This window comes from Capnocytophaga sp. CM59, from assembly GCF_000293175.1.
Lineage (GTDB): Bacteria > Bacteroidota > Bacteroidia > Flavobacteriales > Flavobacteriaceae > Capnocytophaga > Capnocytophaga granulosa.
Map to the genome: position 1 here is coordinate 81033 of NZ_ALNN01000031.1, position 17135 is coordinate 98167.

Sequence of the window (17135 nt, forward strand, 5' to 3'; positions counted from 1 at the left end):
CTAAAATATGGAAATAGAACAAGGGTATAAAATACAAGCCGCTCCACAATGGGCGGATACCTTAACCGACGAACAGCTCATCAAGCTGTGCGAAGATTCTCCTTTCGCTACAGAACAAATTGAGGAGGGAAGGGATTTCTGCTATCTACTCAATAAGTATTATTATGTAGATGACCAGCAAAATGCAGACTATGCCCTAATGGCTTATACCCTTACCCAACCTGAGAACCTGGAACGTGCCTCCATGAACGATATGGTCTTGGAGGAAAACGAGTGCTATGAGATCCATCGTATTGCGGTGATCCGTGAGGGCGAGTATATAGATAAGCTCCCCGATACCAATATCAAAGTACTTGACAATGAAAACAATAGCAACGGAGGTATTCTTAGCAAATCTAAGAAAATCAACGTTTCTATCCGCGATCTACGCCTCTATGACATTCTTATCTTGGAGGACACCCGTACCAAGGTGTTTTCTGAAAAAGAGTTTGTACGCCGTGATTTTGTAAAGCATATCTACCTGACCCCCGATACTTATTGGGCGTATGGAAAGTACCATTACAAATTTATCAATAACCGAGAGAAAAAAGTGGCCTATAAGCGCTTTTTCTTCCGCGATAGTGAAGGAAATGCCATAGAGCAGCCCGTTGAGTACTTGGAAAAAGGTGGGGTGTTTGAGATAGAACACACCAACTATATCAATCCCGTGGATCCCAATCGGGAGATCTTCCCTTTCATTGATTTCGCTACCGAAAGCACTTGGAAAGAGCTCTCCAACTACATCTATCCCTTGTATGAGGACGTACTGAAACAGTCCGACCTCAGAGCCTTTGCCCCTGAGCTGGTAGAGAAGTTAGACCAACTACCTTCCTTAGACGAACAGATGCAGTTCGCCATTGAGTACGTACAGAACAACATCTATTATACTTACAATGCGGATGAGATGAACGGACATAAGCCTCAAGAGCCTGCTATCACCTTTCAAAACAAGCAGGGCGATTGCAAGGCAAAATGTGTACTGCTCAAGACAATACTTGATTACTTGGAGGTAGATTCCTCTATCGTGCTTGTCAATTACAATGCAGATTTTTACCTGAAGTATTACCTACCTTCGTTGCTATCATTCAATCATGTTATCGTAAAAATAAACCACCATGCCAAGGATTATTTCATAGATGCTACCTCTCGCAACGAATTTGGCCGCTTGGAGAAACGCACCGTGCTAAGCTTCTGCCACTACATGGAAATCAAGGAAAATGCAAGCCTCCAAGTACGAGCAGCTACTTTCTTTGACCTACCTTGTATTGACGAACATGTAAAGGTCGTAGTAAATGGTGATAAAGGAAAAATAAGTCTCAATACCACCTATCGCTACAACCGCGCCAACAATATGCGCAATTATTTCAAGCAGACCAACAAGAAAGAACTCATTGACGGCTGGAACCGCTTCCTCTTCTATAACCTCAATTATATCAACGATAGAAGCGAACAAGACATCCGTGAGATTTTCAAGGATGCCAGTATCAAGATAGAAAAGGACGACAAAGAAGAAAACGAACTGACCATTGCCTACGAGGCCACTATTCTAAAACCTTACTTTACTAACAAGGAAGGACGAGAGTTTCTCATGTACTTTGATCATTCGGTACTCAAGAAAGACTTACTTGATTTCCGCCATAAGGATAGCAGCTATTGGCATAACTATGACAGCGAACACTATATCATAGAGCTATATGCGGATAAGCCTATTGATACCAAAGAGAAATACACCACTCAAGAATTGGATATCTGTAATGATTTTTTTGCTTACACAAGTAAGAAAACCATTGGGAAAACCTTTGGAAAAGTAGAAATTTCCTACAATCCGCTGACCAATATAGAGATTACCCTTAGTAGAATCCAAGAGCTTAAGGACGATTACAATCGCATAGGTGATAGTAACTTTGGCTTAGGAATTGATATACTTCCCAAAGGACTTTGGGGCAAAATAAAATCTTGGTTTAGTTAAATTCTTTCCATGGTCAATAAAAAAACTACCTCTTTCGGGAGGTAGTTTTTTAATGTTTATACCTTTTAGAACTGATACTTCAGTCCGACATTCCAAGTACGTCCAAAACCAAAGAAGACTCTATTTCTCACATCTATACCTTTGTAGGTATCAGTGGTTTTGTTGTCTATGGCTTGGTTAGTAGTGGATTCCGCTATATAAGTAGTATCCAAGATATTATTCACATTGGCCAAGACAGTAATGGCTTGTCTCTTTCCAAAAGGATATTTGTAAGAAACCCCTCCTTCAAAAAGGCTATAATCTGGGAGCTTAAGGCTATTAAGGTTAGGATTATTAACCATAGCGGTAATATCCATTCTCGCATAGAGGTTATTGACATAGTGCCAACTTAGATCTATGTTGAGGTTCTCAATAGGGGTCACATCCACCCCTAGGCTAGCGGTCATATGCGCCGACTCCCCTACTTTGATATTATCTAAGTTAAGGTCAAACTCAGGCGAACGCTTACCTGTAAGTATATATTCGCTATTATCTGCAGAAAGGAAAGTACGTACATTTGTCTTACCTTCATAATACCAATCTCCTGCAGAGAACATACCTACAAACTTCAAATAGTCATTCATACGATAAGAAGCATCTAGCTCTATTCCTTGGTGCACTTCCCCCACTCCGTGTAGCTCTACAAAATACTGAGTGTTTCCATCCCATTGACTATCGCGTCGGATATAGCGGTCTTTCCAAGTGGTACGATATAGGTTTACATTAGCAGTTAAGTTTTCCATCTTAAAGCCATAGCCTAATTCCAATCCCAAGATCTTTTCATTGGTCAGCCCTGTATTAAGGAAGTTTTTGTAATTAGGATACACCGCATCAAAGAAAGGCTGACGAGAGTAATAACCTATATTGACAAATACATTGTGGTGTTTGTCTATGTTATAGTTAGCCCCTCCCTTCATATTGTAACCTGGGATTCCCTTATAGGAAGTGGTCTCTGGCATAGCGGTCTCTGGTCGCCCCTTAAGAGCAAGGGTACCAGGTTTTGTAAAGAGGTCTATACGCTGGAAAGACTGTATAGAGCTTGACCATTGTACAAAGGCAGAGAGTTTATCGTCGGTATATTCCACTTGACCAAAAGCACCCATCCAGCGTACATTTCCATCATTTCTATAAGTGATTTGTGCTTCTAAGGGGTCTATACTACCTCCAAAAGGATTGAAACTGGGTCTATCTGAGATGGTATAGGTGATATTACGTGGCTGGGATAGGTTTCTATTAGAACCATCGGAATAGAACTCTGTACCTAAGAGGTTACTGGGGACTTCATAGTGGTAGCCTTTGTAATAACGGCCATCAAGCCCCACACTAAAGGAAAGTTTGTCAGAGAGTTTATGACTAAAATTGGTCAAAAAGCCAAACCAGTTGTGGGAGTTCACTGCTGCCTTACGAGCAAACCCTTCAGTTATACCATAGTCTCTATTGTTATTAGGATTGGTAACATTCCTTCTTGCATTGGCTACATAAGGTGTCCCATGAGTAGCCACCGGCTGACCAGGAACAGAAACGTCCTCTCCACGGTTATAATTGACAATACGTTCCAAGTCTATCTGCCCATCGCTGGTTCTAAAATTATCGGCATACAAGGAAATAGGACGCCCATCTCTACCAAAACCACCTGTCCAAGCCGCTCCTACATCACGAGTACCTGCCCCACGCCCGAAAGAGGCATAGGCTACGGTGCTCAAAGTAGAATGGTCATCAATTGTCCAATCCCAGTTGAGCATCATCACTGGCTTGTGATACACATTGTGACGGAAGTTGAACGCTTTTCCTTTATAGCTTCCCCAATCGGAGTTATAACGGCGATTAGGCTCACCATCGGATCCATATTTTAAGTAATCTTGGATAGAGATGTAATTGCTGCGCTGGTTGTGCCATTGGGGCGCCCCTGTGAACATGAACTGAAGTGCATGCTTCTCATTAGGCGAATACCCCAATGCCAAGAAGTAATTGTAAGCCTCAAACTCAGAGCTATCTACATAAGTAGCCCCTGCCGTACGGCTAAGCAATACAGAAGCGGAAAAACCATTCTTCTGCTTTCCTGTGTTATAAGCGGCCAATCCCTTGTAGAAGCCATCATTTGCCAAAGTAGCCGATACCAATCCGCCCTCTGTCATATCTGCCGCACGGGTTACTATATTTATGGTACCCCCTACCGAAGCAATGGCAATCTTGGAGGCTCCCAATCCTCTCTGTACCTGCATGGAGGAAGTAACATCAGATATTCCTGCCCAGTTACTCCAATACACCCTACCATTCTCCATATCATTAATAGGCATCCCGTTGATCATCACCGCTATATTTTCATTACCGAAACCGCGAATGTTAATCTTGGAATCTCCATACCCCCCACCGGACTTGGTAGCATATACCGAAGGGGTTTTCTTGAGTAGCTCAGGAAACTCTTGGTTACCCAATTTGTTCACAATCTCAGCCGCCCGTATGGTAGAAACAGCCACTGGTGTCTTGCGCTCTTTGGCTATGTCCAAGAGTGTATTGCCTGTGATCACTATCCCAGTAAGCTCCTCAGCATCGGGCTGTAGGACAATCTGGAGCGTTGCCTTGCCTTTGACAATAGTAAATGGCACCTCTTTGGTCTTGAAACCAATAAAAGAAACCTCCAATACGCCCTTCTTTTGGGTAGTCTTAAGGGTAAAATGCCCTTTATTATCAGTAGAAGCTCCATGAGTGCTGCCCTTTATGAGCACATTGGCTCCCAACAGAGGCTCCTTTAGTTCCTCATCTATAACTGTACCTATAATGGTCTGTGCTGAGAGCGTTGTCATAATAAAAAAGACTAACAAACTCAGCCAATACTTGACTTTATTCATCTTATTAAGTAGTATTATATTGTTGTTCTATGTCGCAAATTTAGTCATTTTTCGCCACCTTATACATAATAATTTGTTAATCTTAAAGGCTATTTATCCACATTAATTGTTGAAAACTTTACTAACCTGTTCATAAATTATTTTGTGCCGCTTGAAAAATAAAACTTTTCATGTGCATCAGAATTTTTTTTTGAAAAAAATTTGGTTGTTAGAATATTATATTATATCTTTGCACCCTGAAAGTAAAAAGAAATTATTTTAAGTCTCATAAGAAATAAATTAAGTGAATATGAAAACAAATGTGTTAGGCTATCCGCGTATCGGTGAGAAGCGCGAACTGAAAAAAGCCAACGAAGCCTTTTGGGAGGGAAACCTCAGTGAAGAAGAGCTGCTGGCCGTAGCGGAGAACATCCGTGTACATAACTGGACACTGCAAAAAGAAGCTGGCATTGACCTGATTCCTTCTAATGACTTTTCATTGTATGACCAAGTATTGGACTTCTCCTTTACTATCAATGCAATTCCTGAACGCTTTGCCCCTACACAAAGCCTCTCCGAGCTAAAACAATACTTTGCTATCGCTCGTGGCTACCAAAAAGACGGCATCGATGTGACTGCCTCCGAAATGACCAAATGGTTCGATACCAATTACCACTATATCGTTCCTGAATTTACTAAAAACCAAGCCTTTTCTATTAAGGTAAATAAACCTCTACAAGAATACAACTTAGCTAAAAAACATGGGTTTGAAACCAAACCTGTACTCCTTGGAATTATCACCTACTTACTCTTAGGTAAAGAAAAAGAAGCGGGCTTCCACCGTTTGGAACTAGCTGACCGCCTACTTCCTGTATATATAGAGCTTGTAAAAAGCCTAGTAGAGGCAGGTGCTAAGACCATCCAGATAGATGAGCCTTACCTAGTGCTTGACCTTCCTCAAGGAGCTGCTGAAGCTTACAAAAAGGTGTATACTGCCCTTAAGGCGCAGTTCCCTAACACCGAATTCATCCTTACCACTTACTTCGGTGCTTTGGAAAACAATACAGAACTAGCTGTATCACTTCCTTTTGATGTGCTACACATTGATCTAGTACGTGCTGCTGCTCAGCTTGATAGTGTACTAAAGGTGCTTCCTAAGGATAAAAAACTCTCCTTGGGTATTGTAGATGGTCGTAACATTTGGAAAAACAACTTTGAACACTCCCTTGCCCTCATTGAAAAGGTAAAAGAAGTGATCAGCAGCGACCGCATATACATTGCCTCTTCCTCTTCCTTGTTGCACTCTCCTTGTAACTTGGAGCTTGAGAACAACGAAAAGGTACTTACTCCTGAGATCAAGCAATGGCTGGCTTTTGCCAAACAAAAAGTAAAAGAAATCGCTACCCTCAAGACGCTTGCTTTAGGCCATGACCTTAGCCCTGAGGTAAAAGCTATCTTTGAAGAAAACAAGAAGGCTGCCCAAAACCGCAAGACTTCTACCCTTATCCACAATCCTGAAGTAAAGGCTCGCGTCAAGGCTATCACCGATAAGGATAGCCAGCGCAAGAGTGCTTTTGCTATCCGCCAAAAGGTACAAGAAGAAGCGCTACACTTACCGCTATTCCCTACCACTACCATTGGTTCTTTCCCTCAGACACCTGAGGTACGTTCTTGGAGAGCTTCCTTTAACAAAGGTACCCTATCTCAAGCGGAATATGATAAGAAGTTGGAAAAAGAAATTGAAGAATCTATCCGTTGGCAAGAACAAACAGGTATTGATGTACTGGTACATGGTGAGTTCGAGCGTAACGACATGGTAGAATACTTCGGAGAACTTCTCAGCGGCTATACCTTCTCCAAATTTGGTTGGGTACAGAGCTACGGTTCTCGCTGCGTGAAACCTCCCATCATCTACGGAGATGTATCTCGCCCTAAACCTATGACTGTTCGCTGGAGTAAGTTCGCACAGTCCCTCACTAAGCTCCCTGTAAAGGGTATGCTCACTGGGCCTGTAACTATCCTACAGTGGTCTTTCGTTCGTGATGACCAACCTCGTTCTGAAACAGCTACCCAGATAGCTCTTGCTATTCGTGATGAAGTAGTGGATCTTGAAAAAGCAGGTATCAAAGTTATCCAAATCGACGAGCCTGCTATCCGTGAGGGCTTACCATTGCGCAAGGCTGACTGGCAGGCGTATTTTGACTGGGCTATCAAGGCTTTCCGTATCTCTGCCTCTGGCGTGGAAGACCAAACCCAGATCCATACCCACATGTGCTACTCTGAGTTCAACGATATGATCGAGGCTATAGCCGATATGGACGCCGATGTGATCACCATAGAGTGCTCTCGCTCACAAATGGAACTCTTGGATGTATTTGCTGACTTCAAATATCCTAACGAAATAGGCCCTGGAGTATACGACATCCACTCCCCTCGTGTACCTTCTAAGGATGAAATCTATCACTTGATGAAGAAAGCCATCGCGGTAGTACCTTTCCGTAACCTTTGGGTGAACCCTGACTGTGGTCTTAAAACACGCCACTGGGAAGAAACCAAATTAGCGCTAACCGCTATGGTGGAAACCGCTAAGAAACTCCGCGAGGAATACAAAAAATAGTGACTAACGACTAATGACTAGTGACTAACGACTAGTGACTAACGACTAGTGACTAGTGACTAGTGACAATGAATAGTGAATAGCTAATAACAACTAATCCTAATAAGTCACATTCATTAATAAATAAAAGGAGGCTACCCATTTTGGATAGCCTCCTTTCTTTTATTCATCACTCTTTACTTGTCACTAGTCATTAATCACTTGTCATTTGTCATTAGTCATTTGTCATTAGTCACTTGTCATTAGTCACTTGTCATTTGTCATTTGTCACTTGTCTCTCGTCACTTATCACTTGTCACTTGTCATTAGTCACTATTTTCGTGATTACATCTTTGTCAAGATCCCAGGCACGAGCTGGGGAATACTCCCTAGCGTAGTAGATGATTTGCAAGTGGAGTTTGTTCCATTTGCCCTTAGGAAAGGCCTTTTTAGCATCTTTTTCGCTTTGTACAACCGATGAACCATCGGAGAGTCCCCAGCGAAAGAGCATACGATGTATATGTGTATCTACAGGGAAAGCAGGCACTCCAAAGGCGGTACTCATCACCACACTAGCTGTTTTATGCCCCACCGAAGGAAGAGCTTCCAAGGCTTCAAAGGACTGGGGAACCTGTCCCTCATACTTCTCTATAAGAATATGAGAAAGATGATAGATCCCATGTGCTTTCATAGGAGAAAGTCCCACAGGCTTTATAATCTCTCGTATCTGCTCTTCGCTGAGCTTGACCATATCATAAGGGTTATCGGCTTTGGCAAAGAGCAAGGGGGTAATCTGGTTCACCCGCGCATCAGTACATTGGGCTGAGAGGATTACGGCTATAAGCAGCGTATAAGGGTCTTTGTGATTTAAGGGAACAGGCGGATCGGGAAAAAGCTCATCGAGCTTCTCCATGATAAAACGTACTTTCTCTCTTTTGGTCATCTTAGCAATCGGCTATACTTACGGCTACCGCAAGGCCTGCCTCGGAGGTTTCTTTGTACTTGGTATTCATGTCTTGAGCAGTCTGCCACATGGTCTGAATCACCTTATCCAAAGGTACTTTTGCATTCTTAGGATCGGTCTCAAGGGCGAGTTCAGCCGCATTGATTGCCTTTACTGCTCCCATAGCATTGCGTTCTATACAAGGGATTTGCACTAAGCCGCCTATAGGGTCACAAGTAAGGCCTAAGTGGTGCTCCATAGCGATCTCCGCAGCAATCATCACCTGTTCGGGCGTACCGCCCCAGAGTTCGCACAAGCCTGCTGCTGCCATAGCCGAGGAGACGCCTATTTCAGCCTGACAACCACCCATAGCAGCCGAGATAGTGGCTCCTTTCTTGAAAAGGCTACCTATGATCCCTGCCGTGAGCAAGAACTGTTCTATCTGCTTGTCTCCTCCTTGGTGATTATCTATAGCTAAGTAATAGAGCAATACAGCAGGTATCACCCCAGAACTACCGTTGGTAGGGGCAGTTACCACACGTCCTAAGGAGGCATTGACCTCATTAACGGCCAAGGAGAAACAAGTTACCCACTTGAGTATTTCGCGGAACTCCACCTTCTTGTTCCTAATAGCCGCAAGCCAAGCATCCAAGCCCTCATATGGGGGGGTGTCTCCTAAGAGTTTCTTGTGGATATCATAAGCCCTGCGCCTTACATTGAGCCCTCCTGGAAGAACGCCCTCAGTATGGCAACCTATATAGGCGCATTCTTCCATGGTATGCCATACCCTTAGTAGCTCTGAATGAATCTTAGCCTCGTCGCGCAAGACCTTCTCGTCTTCAAAGATAATTTCGGAAATCTTCTTTCCCTCACGCTGGCAATGGGCTAAAAGCTCCTTAGCCGACTCAAATTCATAAGAGAAGTGCTGGATTTGTCTCTCATTCTGCCCCTTGTCTTCTTCTGTCTTTTCCTTGACAATGAAGCCGCCTCCTATAGAGTAAAAGGTAGAAGCATAGGTATCCATCCCCATTCCTTCTGCTGTGAAGGTAATACCATTGGCATGAAAAGGAAGAAATTTCTTATTGAATACCACCTGAGTTGCAGGATCAAAATCTATATAGAAAGCTCCTGCCAAGTGCAATTTTTTATCTTTATTAATAGCCTCAATAATAGTTGAGATACTATCTATAGGAATATACTCTGGATCGGTACCACTCAAGCCTAGCATAGCCGCAAGGTCAGTAGCATGTCCTTTTCCTGTAAGGGAAAGCGAACCGTAGAGATCCACGCGCACCTTTTGTACTTTTTCCAATAGTTGTTTTTCCCTGAGTTCTTTTAGGAAGGCCTCCGCGGCACGCCATGGTCCCAAGGTGTGCGAACTGGAAGGGCCTACTCCTATCTTAAGCATTTCAAAAACACTTACGTAGTCCATTACATTTTTTTTAAGCGGGCAAAATTACGAAAAATAATGATTAATGGTTAAGGTTAATGATTGATTTTTTCACCCGTAAAATAGTTATTTGTTATTCTTTTACTTTCTCTAATTGTTTTCTGATTTCCTGCACAATGCTAGTGCGGTCTATACCCAACCCTTCTTGTTGGGCAGCAAGTTCACCGTCGGCATTGAACACACTGATAATGTTGGAGTGGGAGAAATCCACAGGAGAGATTTGCTTGTAATTTACTGCCAATACAGCGGCAAACTCACGGGTTTTCTCTTCATCGGAGCGTAAAAATACCCATTGGTCATCATCCATACCGCTTTCTTGGGCAAATTTCTTAAGGTGTTCAGGAGTATCTACCTTAGGGTCTATGCTGACCAAGATATACTTCACCTTTTTCTTATGAGGCATATCGGAGGCATCTACCGTTTTGCGTATATCGCGCATATCAGCAATCAGTATAGGGCAAGCTGCCTTGCAGGAGGTGTAGATCATCACCACCACCAGTACATTCCCTTTGAAATCTTTCCATTGCACATCATTGCCATTTTGGGTTGTCCATGTCTCTGGCAAGTTGTAGATAGAAATATCCGAAATCTCGGTAGGTTTGGCACTTTCTGTCTGCTGTCCTTCAGCAGGCGTTGTCATTGCTGACTCATTGAGATCCTCTGCCTTTGCTGAAGATTCTGTTGTGTTGTTCTTGCAGCTTTGGAGTAATAACACCCCTAAAGCCATAATAAAAAACCTTTTCATAATTGCATTATTAGTTGTTAGTTCTTAGTGATTAGTGGTTAGTGATTAGTGATTAGTGGTTAGTGATTAGTGATTAGTGGTTAGTTCTTAGTGATTAGTGATTAGTGGTTAGTCGTTTGAACTGACTTCTGACTTCTGACTACTGACCTCTGACTACTGACCTCTGACCTCTGACTACTGACTTCTGGCTACTTATCCTTCGCGCATCTAAAGCCCAGATTTTTAGTGGTATAGCTTGCCTTGAGGCTACCACGGAGGGAATAGCGCATAAAAGCCCCATAATTCGTTAGGTCAGAGGCGTTCAGCGCACTGCCCCCACAGAAAAGACCATCGTCCCCAAAATTGTCCTTACGGGCTTCTCCTGAGAAGAATACACTATTGAAGTCGCTGACCCATTCCCATACAAGGCCATACATATCATATACGCCCCAATAGTTTTTCTTGGTACTACCTATCTTGTTCTCATAGGTTCTGGGGGTTTGTAGCCAGTTGGTAATATAGTCCGAATAGCTTTTCTTCTCTCGTGCATTGATAGAAGTCTCATCGGCTTGGGCTACATACTCCCATTCATCGGTAGTAGGGAGACGCTTGCCCTGACACTCACAATACTTCTTAGCAGCAAACCAAGAAACATTGGTAATAGGTGCCTCTGGATCCAAAGGAGAAAAATCCAAGTCCCCTTTCCATGCCGAGAGGTAGCTCTTTTGTGCATAGATACCCTTGATCTTAGAGCGCTGCCACTGTGGGTTCTTCTCCAAGAAATCCCTATACTGGGCATTGGTAACAGGATATACGTCCAAGAGAAAAGACTTGACTTTCACGGGCTTGGTCTCCTTTTGTTTTTCTTTAACTCCATACATAGGAATATAAGTTCCCCCTTTGATCTCTACCATAGCTGTAGGCGACTGTGCCATAGCTTGTAGAAAGAAAAGAAAGGAGGTAATGCTCAATAGTTTTTTCATAAGTTATAAGATTAAAAAATAAGGGCGCAAAAGTGCGCCCTTATCACTTGGATTATTTTTTGATTTTCTGAACCATTTCAGGTGTAACGACTTTCTTGCTATTATCCCAAGTATTATATACATAGGTAAGCACGTCAGCTACTTCCTGTACAGAAAGTGGCTGAGGAGTCATCACACTGTTGTATTTCTTTCCATTTACGGTAACCTCTCCTTGTTTTCCGTGTAGTACGATATCTATAGCTCTATCTACATCGGCATTAAGGAAGTCGGATTTGGCTAGTGGAGGGAATGCTCCTTCCATACCTTGTCCTTGTGCTTGGTGACAAGCCACACAGGTCTTAGTATATATTACCTTACCGTCAGCGATTTGTTGCTCTTTGGTTTTATTAACAATCGCATCGTCCTTAGGAGTGGTAGAAATCTTTAGATCAGACACATAAGGAGTAGGTTCATTCTTAGCATATATCTTGCGGTTCTCTTCTCCTTTGGCTACCAAAAGTCCCAAAGCTCCCTTGTTGAACGCACGGAAGATAGAGTGATCTACTAGTACATAAGAGCCTGGTACATCTACCTTGAACTCTACAATAGCAGCTCCCCCTGCTGGGATAAGGGTAGTTTGTACGTTTTCATTCATAAGGCTACCCCCTTCTACATGTACGCGGTCAAAGATTTCCCCAATTACGTGGAAAGAAGATACCTTGTTAGGCCCTCCATTTCCTACGAATAAGCGCACGGTTTCCCCTGGGTTAGCTGTTAGGGCGCCATCTTGGGTAAGCGAACCTACCTTACCGTTGAATACGATATAATCAGGATTTTCCATCAAGGCTTTTTCTTGGTTAAAAGCCTGAGTACCACCTGCTCCATAAGCTCCATCAGTATAGAAGTCTCCTTGCATCACGTAGTATTCCTTATCCACTGGAGGAAGTCCGCCTTCTGGTTCTACCAAGATAAGCCCGTACATACCATTGGCAATATGCATAGGCACAGGTGCTTGCGCACAGTGATATACATAAAGCCCTGGGTTAAGACACTTAAAGCTAAAAGTACGCTGTTGCCCTGGCGCCACTAAGCTGGCTGCCGCACCTCCTCCTGGGCCTGTTACGGCATGTAGATCTATATTGTGAGGGAGCTTGTTGTCCTGATGGTTCTTGAGGGTAAATTCTACCTCATCTCCCACACGAGTACGGATAAAGCTACCTGGTACAGTACCCCCGAAAGTCCAGAATAGGTACTTGGTGCCATCCATGATTTCGCCTTCTTTCTCTATGATTTCCAAATCTACCTTGAGCTTCTTGGCAGGACGAGTGCCCACTGGCTTAGGTACATATGGCGGAGAGGTAAGCTCGGCTACTTCTTGCTCTCCTTCTGCTACAATATCAGTAGCAGGTACAGAGGTTGTTTTTTGTTCGGGTTCGCTGCCTCCACAAGCTCCCAAAAGGGAAGCGAACGCAGCAATAGTCATTAGTTTTACTGTATACTTCTTCATTTATTAGTATTTTTATACGTGCCACAAAAGTAATACTTTATTTTTAAAAATACAAATATTTTTCAAAAAAAATTCAGTACCACTAACCACTAATTAATCTTAAACTCAAACCCTACATTGAGATAGCGGCCAAAAACCCTATTGTTGGCTACATTTAGCAGCGACTGGTTGAAATCTTGGGTCATAAAGTACTTAGACCCCAAAAGGTTGTCCCCCTCTATATACCAGCGGTATTTCTTTGTCTTATACACTAACCTAAGGGTCAGGTTGTTAAAGCTCGTAGGCGTTTGAAAGAAATTCACCTGCTGAAATCCTGCTTCTGCCAATAGCTTTTTATCAAAGAAATAAGTGGTGAGTTCCAACTTATTCGTTAGAAAATCAAACTTCCCTTGCCCTTGCGAGATACTGTTGTCAAAGATAAAATAGCTATACTTAGGATAGTAATACAACCTTACCTGCTCATGGGGCGTATAGGTGAATTTCAGCCCTGCAAATAAGCGATAAGCGGTCGTATGAGCAACCTCTCCCCTATAGAGGTATTCTGAACTATTAAAAAGAAACTCTGGCTCTGCCCTATAGCTTAGCTTCCAGTCGCTGATTTTGCCCTCATATTGGAAAGAAAACAGGTCATAATGGCTCGATAACTGGTTGGCATTGGTAAAGATAAAATAGTCATTAAACGACTGACTATTTACATTATTGGAAATCCCCCTCAGATAGGCCACATATAGCTCTCCTCCATTGTAAAAACTATTGGAGAAGCGCAGTGCATAAGAGGTGTTATAAAAAGGCTGTATCCCTTGCTGGGTTCTATATATGGTTTGGTAGTCTTGCAGTACATCGCCAAAGGTAGCTTTCTGCAAGGGATAGTAATCCAACAGGTGAGAGACTTCTGCCCATAAGGAACTACGACTGCTAAAGTTGTACCCCACATGAGCATTGTATTGGAAGTATGACTTGGTTTTCTCTCCATAACCACTGCCATCACCATAGGGAAAACGAGCCGAGGTGTATTCTCCTTGCAATTGCAGATCAAAATCTCCTAGATACAACACATTCTTATAGAACAAAGAGCGGTTCTCACTATGGTATTTCCTATGTTGGGCTGCAAAAGCCGCTACTTGGGACAGCTTTTCGTTCTCAAGACTGTTGCCATGATACTTATATCCGAAAGTATGAGTACCAAAAAGTCCTGATTGGTAGACCAGTCCTGTCCTTGTTTGCAACAAGCGCTGTACATTTCTGTTTTCCTGACGAAAATCTTCCGCTATACCAAAGAAAGAAAGCGCCAAAGGGTGATTGGTGAAGAGCCGCGAATGGATGGTAAAATCCTCCTTGGAGAAGGACAAATCCGAGAACACTCCCCACGCCTCACTGAGCTTGTATTCCATACGTTGGTTGAAATAGAAGTTGCTCGTATAGTGCTTCTTTTTAAAAAGGTTTTGGTAGGTGTCCCTTACATCGCCCTGTAGGGCTTGGTCAAAATACACATAGTTCAGGTCAGCATTCACCTTCAAGCCCTCAGAGGTATGCTTGAGCTGGATTTTGTTCTTGGAGTTGTATTCGTTGCTATAGTGCTGTTGCTCTTGTGCATAGACCTGCTGCCCATCAAAAAAACTCTGTTGGGCATATTCCTTTTCTAAGAAATGATAATTGTTAAAGCTCCCTATATAGAGGTCAGTTGTATTGCTCAGTGGAAAGTTCATGGACAGCCCTACAATAGCATTGTCATTGGTAATAAAATCCTCAAAACCAAAGGTCTCTTCCTGATAGGTTTGTCTGGTTTTGATGTCCTCCATATCCACAGGAGTAGTGAAGATTCGGGCAAAGGCCTCCTCTCCTATATTGCGTATGGCATAGAGGTCTATTTCATTCTTATTAAAGTTATTATTCTCGGCAAAGAACTGTATATTGGCCTTAGAGTTAAGCGAAAAGAGATTGGTCAGCCCCCCTATCTTAGGCCGCTGCTGATAGCCTGCCGAAAACCGCTGCTTGCCAAAGAGAGATCTCTTTACGTTTTTCTTAAGGGTAATATCCAGTACCACGAAGTTCTCTGCATCCAAAAGGCTTTCCTTGAGCTTCTCATTTTTTTCATCAAAACGCACCTCCACCTTCTCCACCTTCTCAGGGGAGAGCGAACGGGTGATCATCGCCGCCCCAAAGTCCGATACCTCCTTGCCATCTACCAGCACCTTACGAATCTTCTTACCATTGACTTCTATCTCTCCGTTGGGCAAGATCTTAAAGCCCTGAATCTTAGCCAACACCTCCTCCAAACTCTCGTCATGGGTATCGGTAAAGTGGGGAATGTCATAGATAATGGTATCCTTTTTAACCACTATAGGCGCGCGTTTCTCAAAGGTAACCTCCTCTACCTCATATACTTTGGACTTTAGGACAAAGTCAAAGGTTACCACCTTATCCGCCTCTGTACCTATCACGATCCGCTTGGCATCCTTATGATAGCCCAACTTGGAGGCCTCCAGCTTATAAATCCCCTCGGCAAAGCGCTTCCCAAGGGTATATTCCCCTTGCTCGTTGCTCTGGGTATAGGTCTCTATTTTGTTATTAGTTTCGTTGTAGAAGAGCACCATCACATTGGAAAGTGGAGTACCACTCCCTTCCTCGGTGATTTTTCCCTTTACCTGTGTCTGTGCATTCACGATATAACTACTTAGAACAGAGAGAAATATAAAGATATATTTTTTCATAATTATTTTATTAGAGCGTTAGGACTTTAAATTAAAAAAGAGGAAATAAGCACTTTCCTCTTTTTAACTAATTAAAATACAAGAGACTGAAATCATTTCTTTTTCTTTTTGGCAGCTTTTTGAATTTCCTTTATCATTTTGGGATTTTTATGGAAATAGTACACAACATCCTCTTTTTCCACCAAATTTTCCTTATCCAATGGAACAAAATGATATTTATCTTTTGGGATATATTCTACCTTATCTAAGGTATAAAAAGGTTCGTTCTCTTTTTGATAATACAATCTTACGACAAGTCCAGGCAAACCATAATAGCGAGCAGGAGCCAAAGGTAGTGGTATATCTGTTGTGAACCATGCTATTACTTTTTTTCCATAATACTTCTCAAGTGTATTGGTTGCAATTGCTTTTCGTACTTTATAGCCTTCTAATTCTGATTCTTCATCAGTGATTTCCCATATCAAATCATTTTTCCATTGGGAAAATAACAATGTACTATCTTGTAACACTCTATTATCTTGTACTTCTTGTGTTAAAAAATCATAGTCATTTATGTATTTCAAGAATGGAAGTGACATTTCAAAATCTCCTTTAGAAAATACGCCTTTTTTTTGATGATAAACAAATTGAGATTTCTTATCATCTGCATATAAATAAACCTTAAAATCTCCCTCAGGAGAAATAAAATTTCCTCTAATATAAGTTACTTTTAATATCTTATCATTTCCTTGCCCATATACAAAGGAAAAAGGCAAAAAGAATAAAAGAATTAGTAATTTTTTCATAATTAAATAATTTAGATAATTAAAATATAGAGATATTATACAATATCTCTATATTTCTTTAAATAATTTTACTGACCAGACAAAGCTGCCTTTGTTACTTCTGCACAATTACAAAAAAGACATACTACAACTGAACCATCCTCTTTCTTAACTTTACAATATAAATCATCAGAGTTTTGTTCTTTTTGCTGTTGTTCCTTTTTGGCTTCTTGCTTTGTTTCCTCTTTCTTTGTTTCCTTTTGGTGTGCGAAAACTGCTGTAGCTGTAAATGTAAAAGCTACCATTAAAAATAAATTTTTCATAATTGAATTTGTGCCCTATTTGCTTGTATGCTTACTAAAAAACACCTTACCTTAGGAGACGACTTTAAGGGCTGTATTTAGTTAGTTGCGCCTCATGTGATATATTCTACAAATTTCCATCTTATAAGTACCATATTCTTAAGAACTAATCAAAGTTCTGTAAACAAGATTCCTATATATTTCTAATCCATAGAAAATATCAAATTAATAACAATATACGTATATTATTTATAAATATAAATTTACAACAAAATGATAATATATATAATTATTATCTTTT

General features: G+C 41.8%; 11 protein-coding genes. 2 read left to right on the plus strand and 9 right to left on the minus strand.

Annotated elements, in window-relative coordinates:
• The first annotated feature begins 7 nt into the window (after window positions 1–7).
• Window positions 8–2008 carry a hypothetical protein gene (locus HMPREF1154_RS08235; protein ID WP_009642116.1) on the plus strand — a complete coding sequence of 667 codons (2001 nt, stop codon included), beginning with the start codon at window positions 8–10 and terminating at the stop codon, window positions 2006–2008.
• A 65-nt stretch (window positions 2009–2073) separates the two neighbouring features.
• On the opposite strand, the gene HMPREF1154_RS08240 is transcribed toward HMPREF1154_RS08235, so the two are convergent.
• The gene (locus HMPREF1154_RS08240; RefSeq protein WP_009642083.1) at window positions 2074–4896 is read right to left on the minus strand and encodes a TonB-dependent receptor; all 2823 of its coding nucleotides are present in this window, start codon (window positions 4894–4896) and stop codon (window positions 2074–2076) included.
• A gap of 289 nt (window positions 4897–5185) precedes the next feature.
• Here HMPREF1154_RS08240 and metE point away from each other — a divergent pair, with 289 nt between their 5' ends.
• Window positions 5186–7492, plus strand: coding sequence for a 5-methyltetrahydropteroyltriglutamate--homocysteine S-methyltransferase (gene metE / locus HMPREF1154_RS08245; RefSeq protein WP_034567162.1), 2307 nt, complete (start codon window positions 5186–5188; stop codon window positions 7490–7492).
• A 295-nt stretch (window positions 7493–7787) separates the two neighbouring features.
• Here metE and nth read toward each other — a convergent pair whose 3' ends face one another.
• The 8 genes from nth to HMPREF1154_RS08285 all read right to left on the minus strand — a co-directional run bounded on the left by nth (window position 7788) and on the right by HMPREF1154_RS08285 (window position 16855).
• Window positions 7788–8414 carry an endonuclease III domain-containing protein gene (gene nth / locus HMPREF1154_RS08250; RefSeq protein ID WP_009642125.1) on the minus strand — a complete coding sequence of 209 codons (627 nt, stop codon included), beginning with the start codon at window positions 8412–8414 and terminating at the stop codon, window positions 7788–7790.
• 1 nt (window position 8415) lies between these two features.
• Window positions 8416–9846, minus strand: coding sequence for an L-serine ammonia-lyase (locus HMPREF1154_RS08255; RefSeq protein WP_009642059.1), 1431 nt, complete (start codon window positions 9844–9846; stop codon window positions 8416–8418).
• 91 nt (window positions 9847–9937) lie between these two features.
• Window positions 9938–10609: an SCO family protein gene (locus HMPREF1154_RS08260; RefSeq protein WP_034567164.1), complete on the minus strand. Its 672-nt coding sequence runs from the start codon at window positions 10607–10609 to the stop codon at window positions 9938–9940.
• A 188-nt stretch (window positions 10610–10797) separates the two neighbouring features.
• The gene (locus tag HMPREF1154_RS08265; protein WP_009642105.1) at window positions 10798–11571 is read right to left on the minus strand and encodes a formylglycine-generating enzyme family protein; all 774 of its coding nucleotides are present in this window, start codon (window positions 11569–11571) and stop codon (window positions 10798–10800) included.
• A gap of 52 nt (window positions 11572–11623) precedes the next feature.
• A complete protein-coding gene (gene nirK, locus HMPREF1154_RS08270; protein WP_009642115.1) occupies window positions 11624–13057 on the minus strand; it encodes a copper-containing nitrite reductase in 1434 nt (477 codons plus the stop codon).
• Window positions 13058–13146: 89 nt separating this feature from the next.
• The gene (locus HMPREF1154_RS08275) at window positions 13147–15768 is read right to left on the minus strand and encodes a carboxypeptidase regulatory-like domain-containing protein (RefSeq protein WP_009642071.1); all 2622 of its coding nucleotides are present in this window, start codon (window positions 15766–15768) and stop codon (window positions 13147–13149) included.
• A 92-nt stretch (window positions 15769–15860) separates the two neighbouring features.
• A complete protein-coding gene (locus HMPREF1154_RS08280) occupies window positions 15861–16553 on the minus strand; it encodes a GLPGLI family protein (RefSeq protein WP_009642075.1) in 693 nt (230 codons plus the stop codon).
• Between the two features lie 68 nt (window positions 16554–16621).
• Window positions 16622–16855 (minus strand): hypothetical protein, encoded by a 234-nt coding sequence (locus tag HMPREF1154_RS08285; RefSeq protein WP_034567165.1) that lies wholly within the window; start codon window positions 16853–16855, stop codon window positions 16622–16624.
• Window positions 16856–17135 lie beyond the last annotated feature (280 nt).

Coding starts and splice junctions, on each gene's coding strand:
- HMPREF1154_RS08235 (WP_009642116.1), top strand. CDS start 8: ATGGAAATAGAACAAGGGTATAAAATACAAGCCGCTCCACAATGGGCG.
- HMPREF1154_RS08240 (WP_009642083.1), bottom strand. CDS start 4,896: ATGAATAAAGTCAAGTATTGGCTGAGTTTGTTAGTCTTTTTTATTATG.
- metE (WP_034567162.1), top strand. CDS start 5,186: ATGAAAACAAATGTGTTAGGCTATCCGCGTATCGGTGAGAAGCGCGAA.
- nth (WP_009642125.1), bottom strand. CDS start 8,414: ATGACCAAAAGAGAGAAAGTACGTTTTATCATGGAGAAGCTCGATGAG.
- HMPREF1154_RS08255 (WP_009642059.1), bottom strand. CDS start 9,846: ATGGACTACGTAAGTGTTTTTGAAATGCTTAAGATAGGAGTAGGCCCT.
- HMPREF1154_RS08260 (WP_034567164.1), bottom strand. CDS start 10,609: ATGAAAAGGTTTTTTATTATGGCTTTAGGGGTGTTATTACTCCAAAGC.
- HMPREF1154_RS08265 (WP_009642105.1), bottom strand. CDS start 11,571: ATGAAAAAACTATTGAGCATTACCTCCTTTCTTTTCTTTCTACAAGCT.
- nirK (WP_009642115.1), bottom strand. CDS start 13,057: ATGAAGAAGTATACAGTAAAACTAATGACTATTGCTGCGTTCGCTTCC.
- HMPREF1154_RS08275 (WP_009642071.1), bottom strand. CDS start 15,768: ATGAAAAAATATATCTTTATATTTCTCTCTGTTCTAAGTAGTTATATC.
- HMPREF1154_RS08280 (WP_009642075.1), bottom strand. CDS start 16,553: ATGAAAAAATTACTAATTCTTTTATTCTTTTTGCCTTTTTCCTTTGTA.
- HMPREF1154_RS08285 (WP_034567165.1), bottom strand. CDS start 16,855: ATGAAAAATTTATTTTTAATGGTAGCTTTTACATTTACAGCTACAGCA.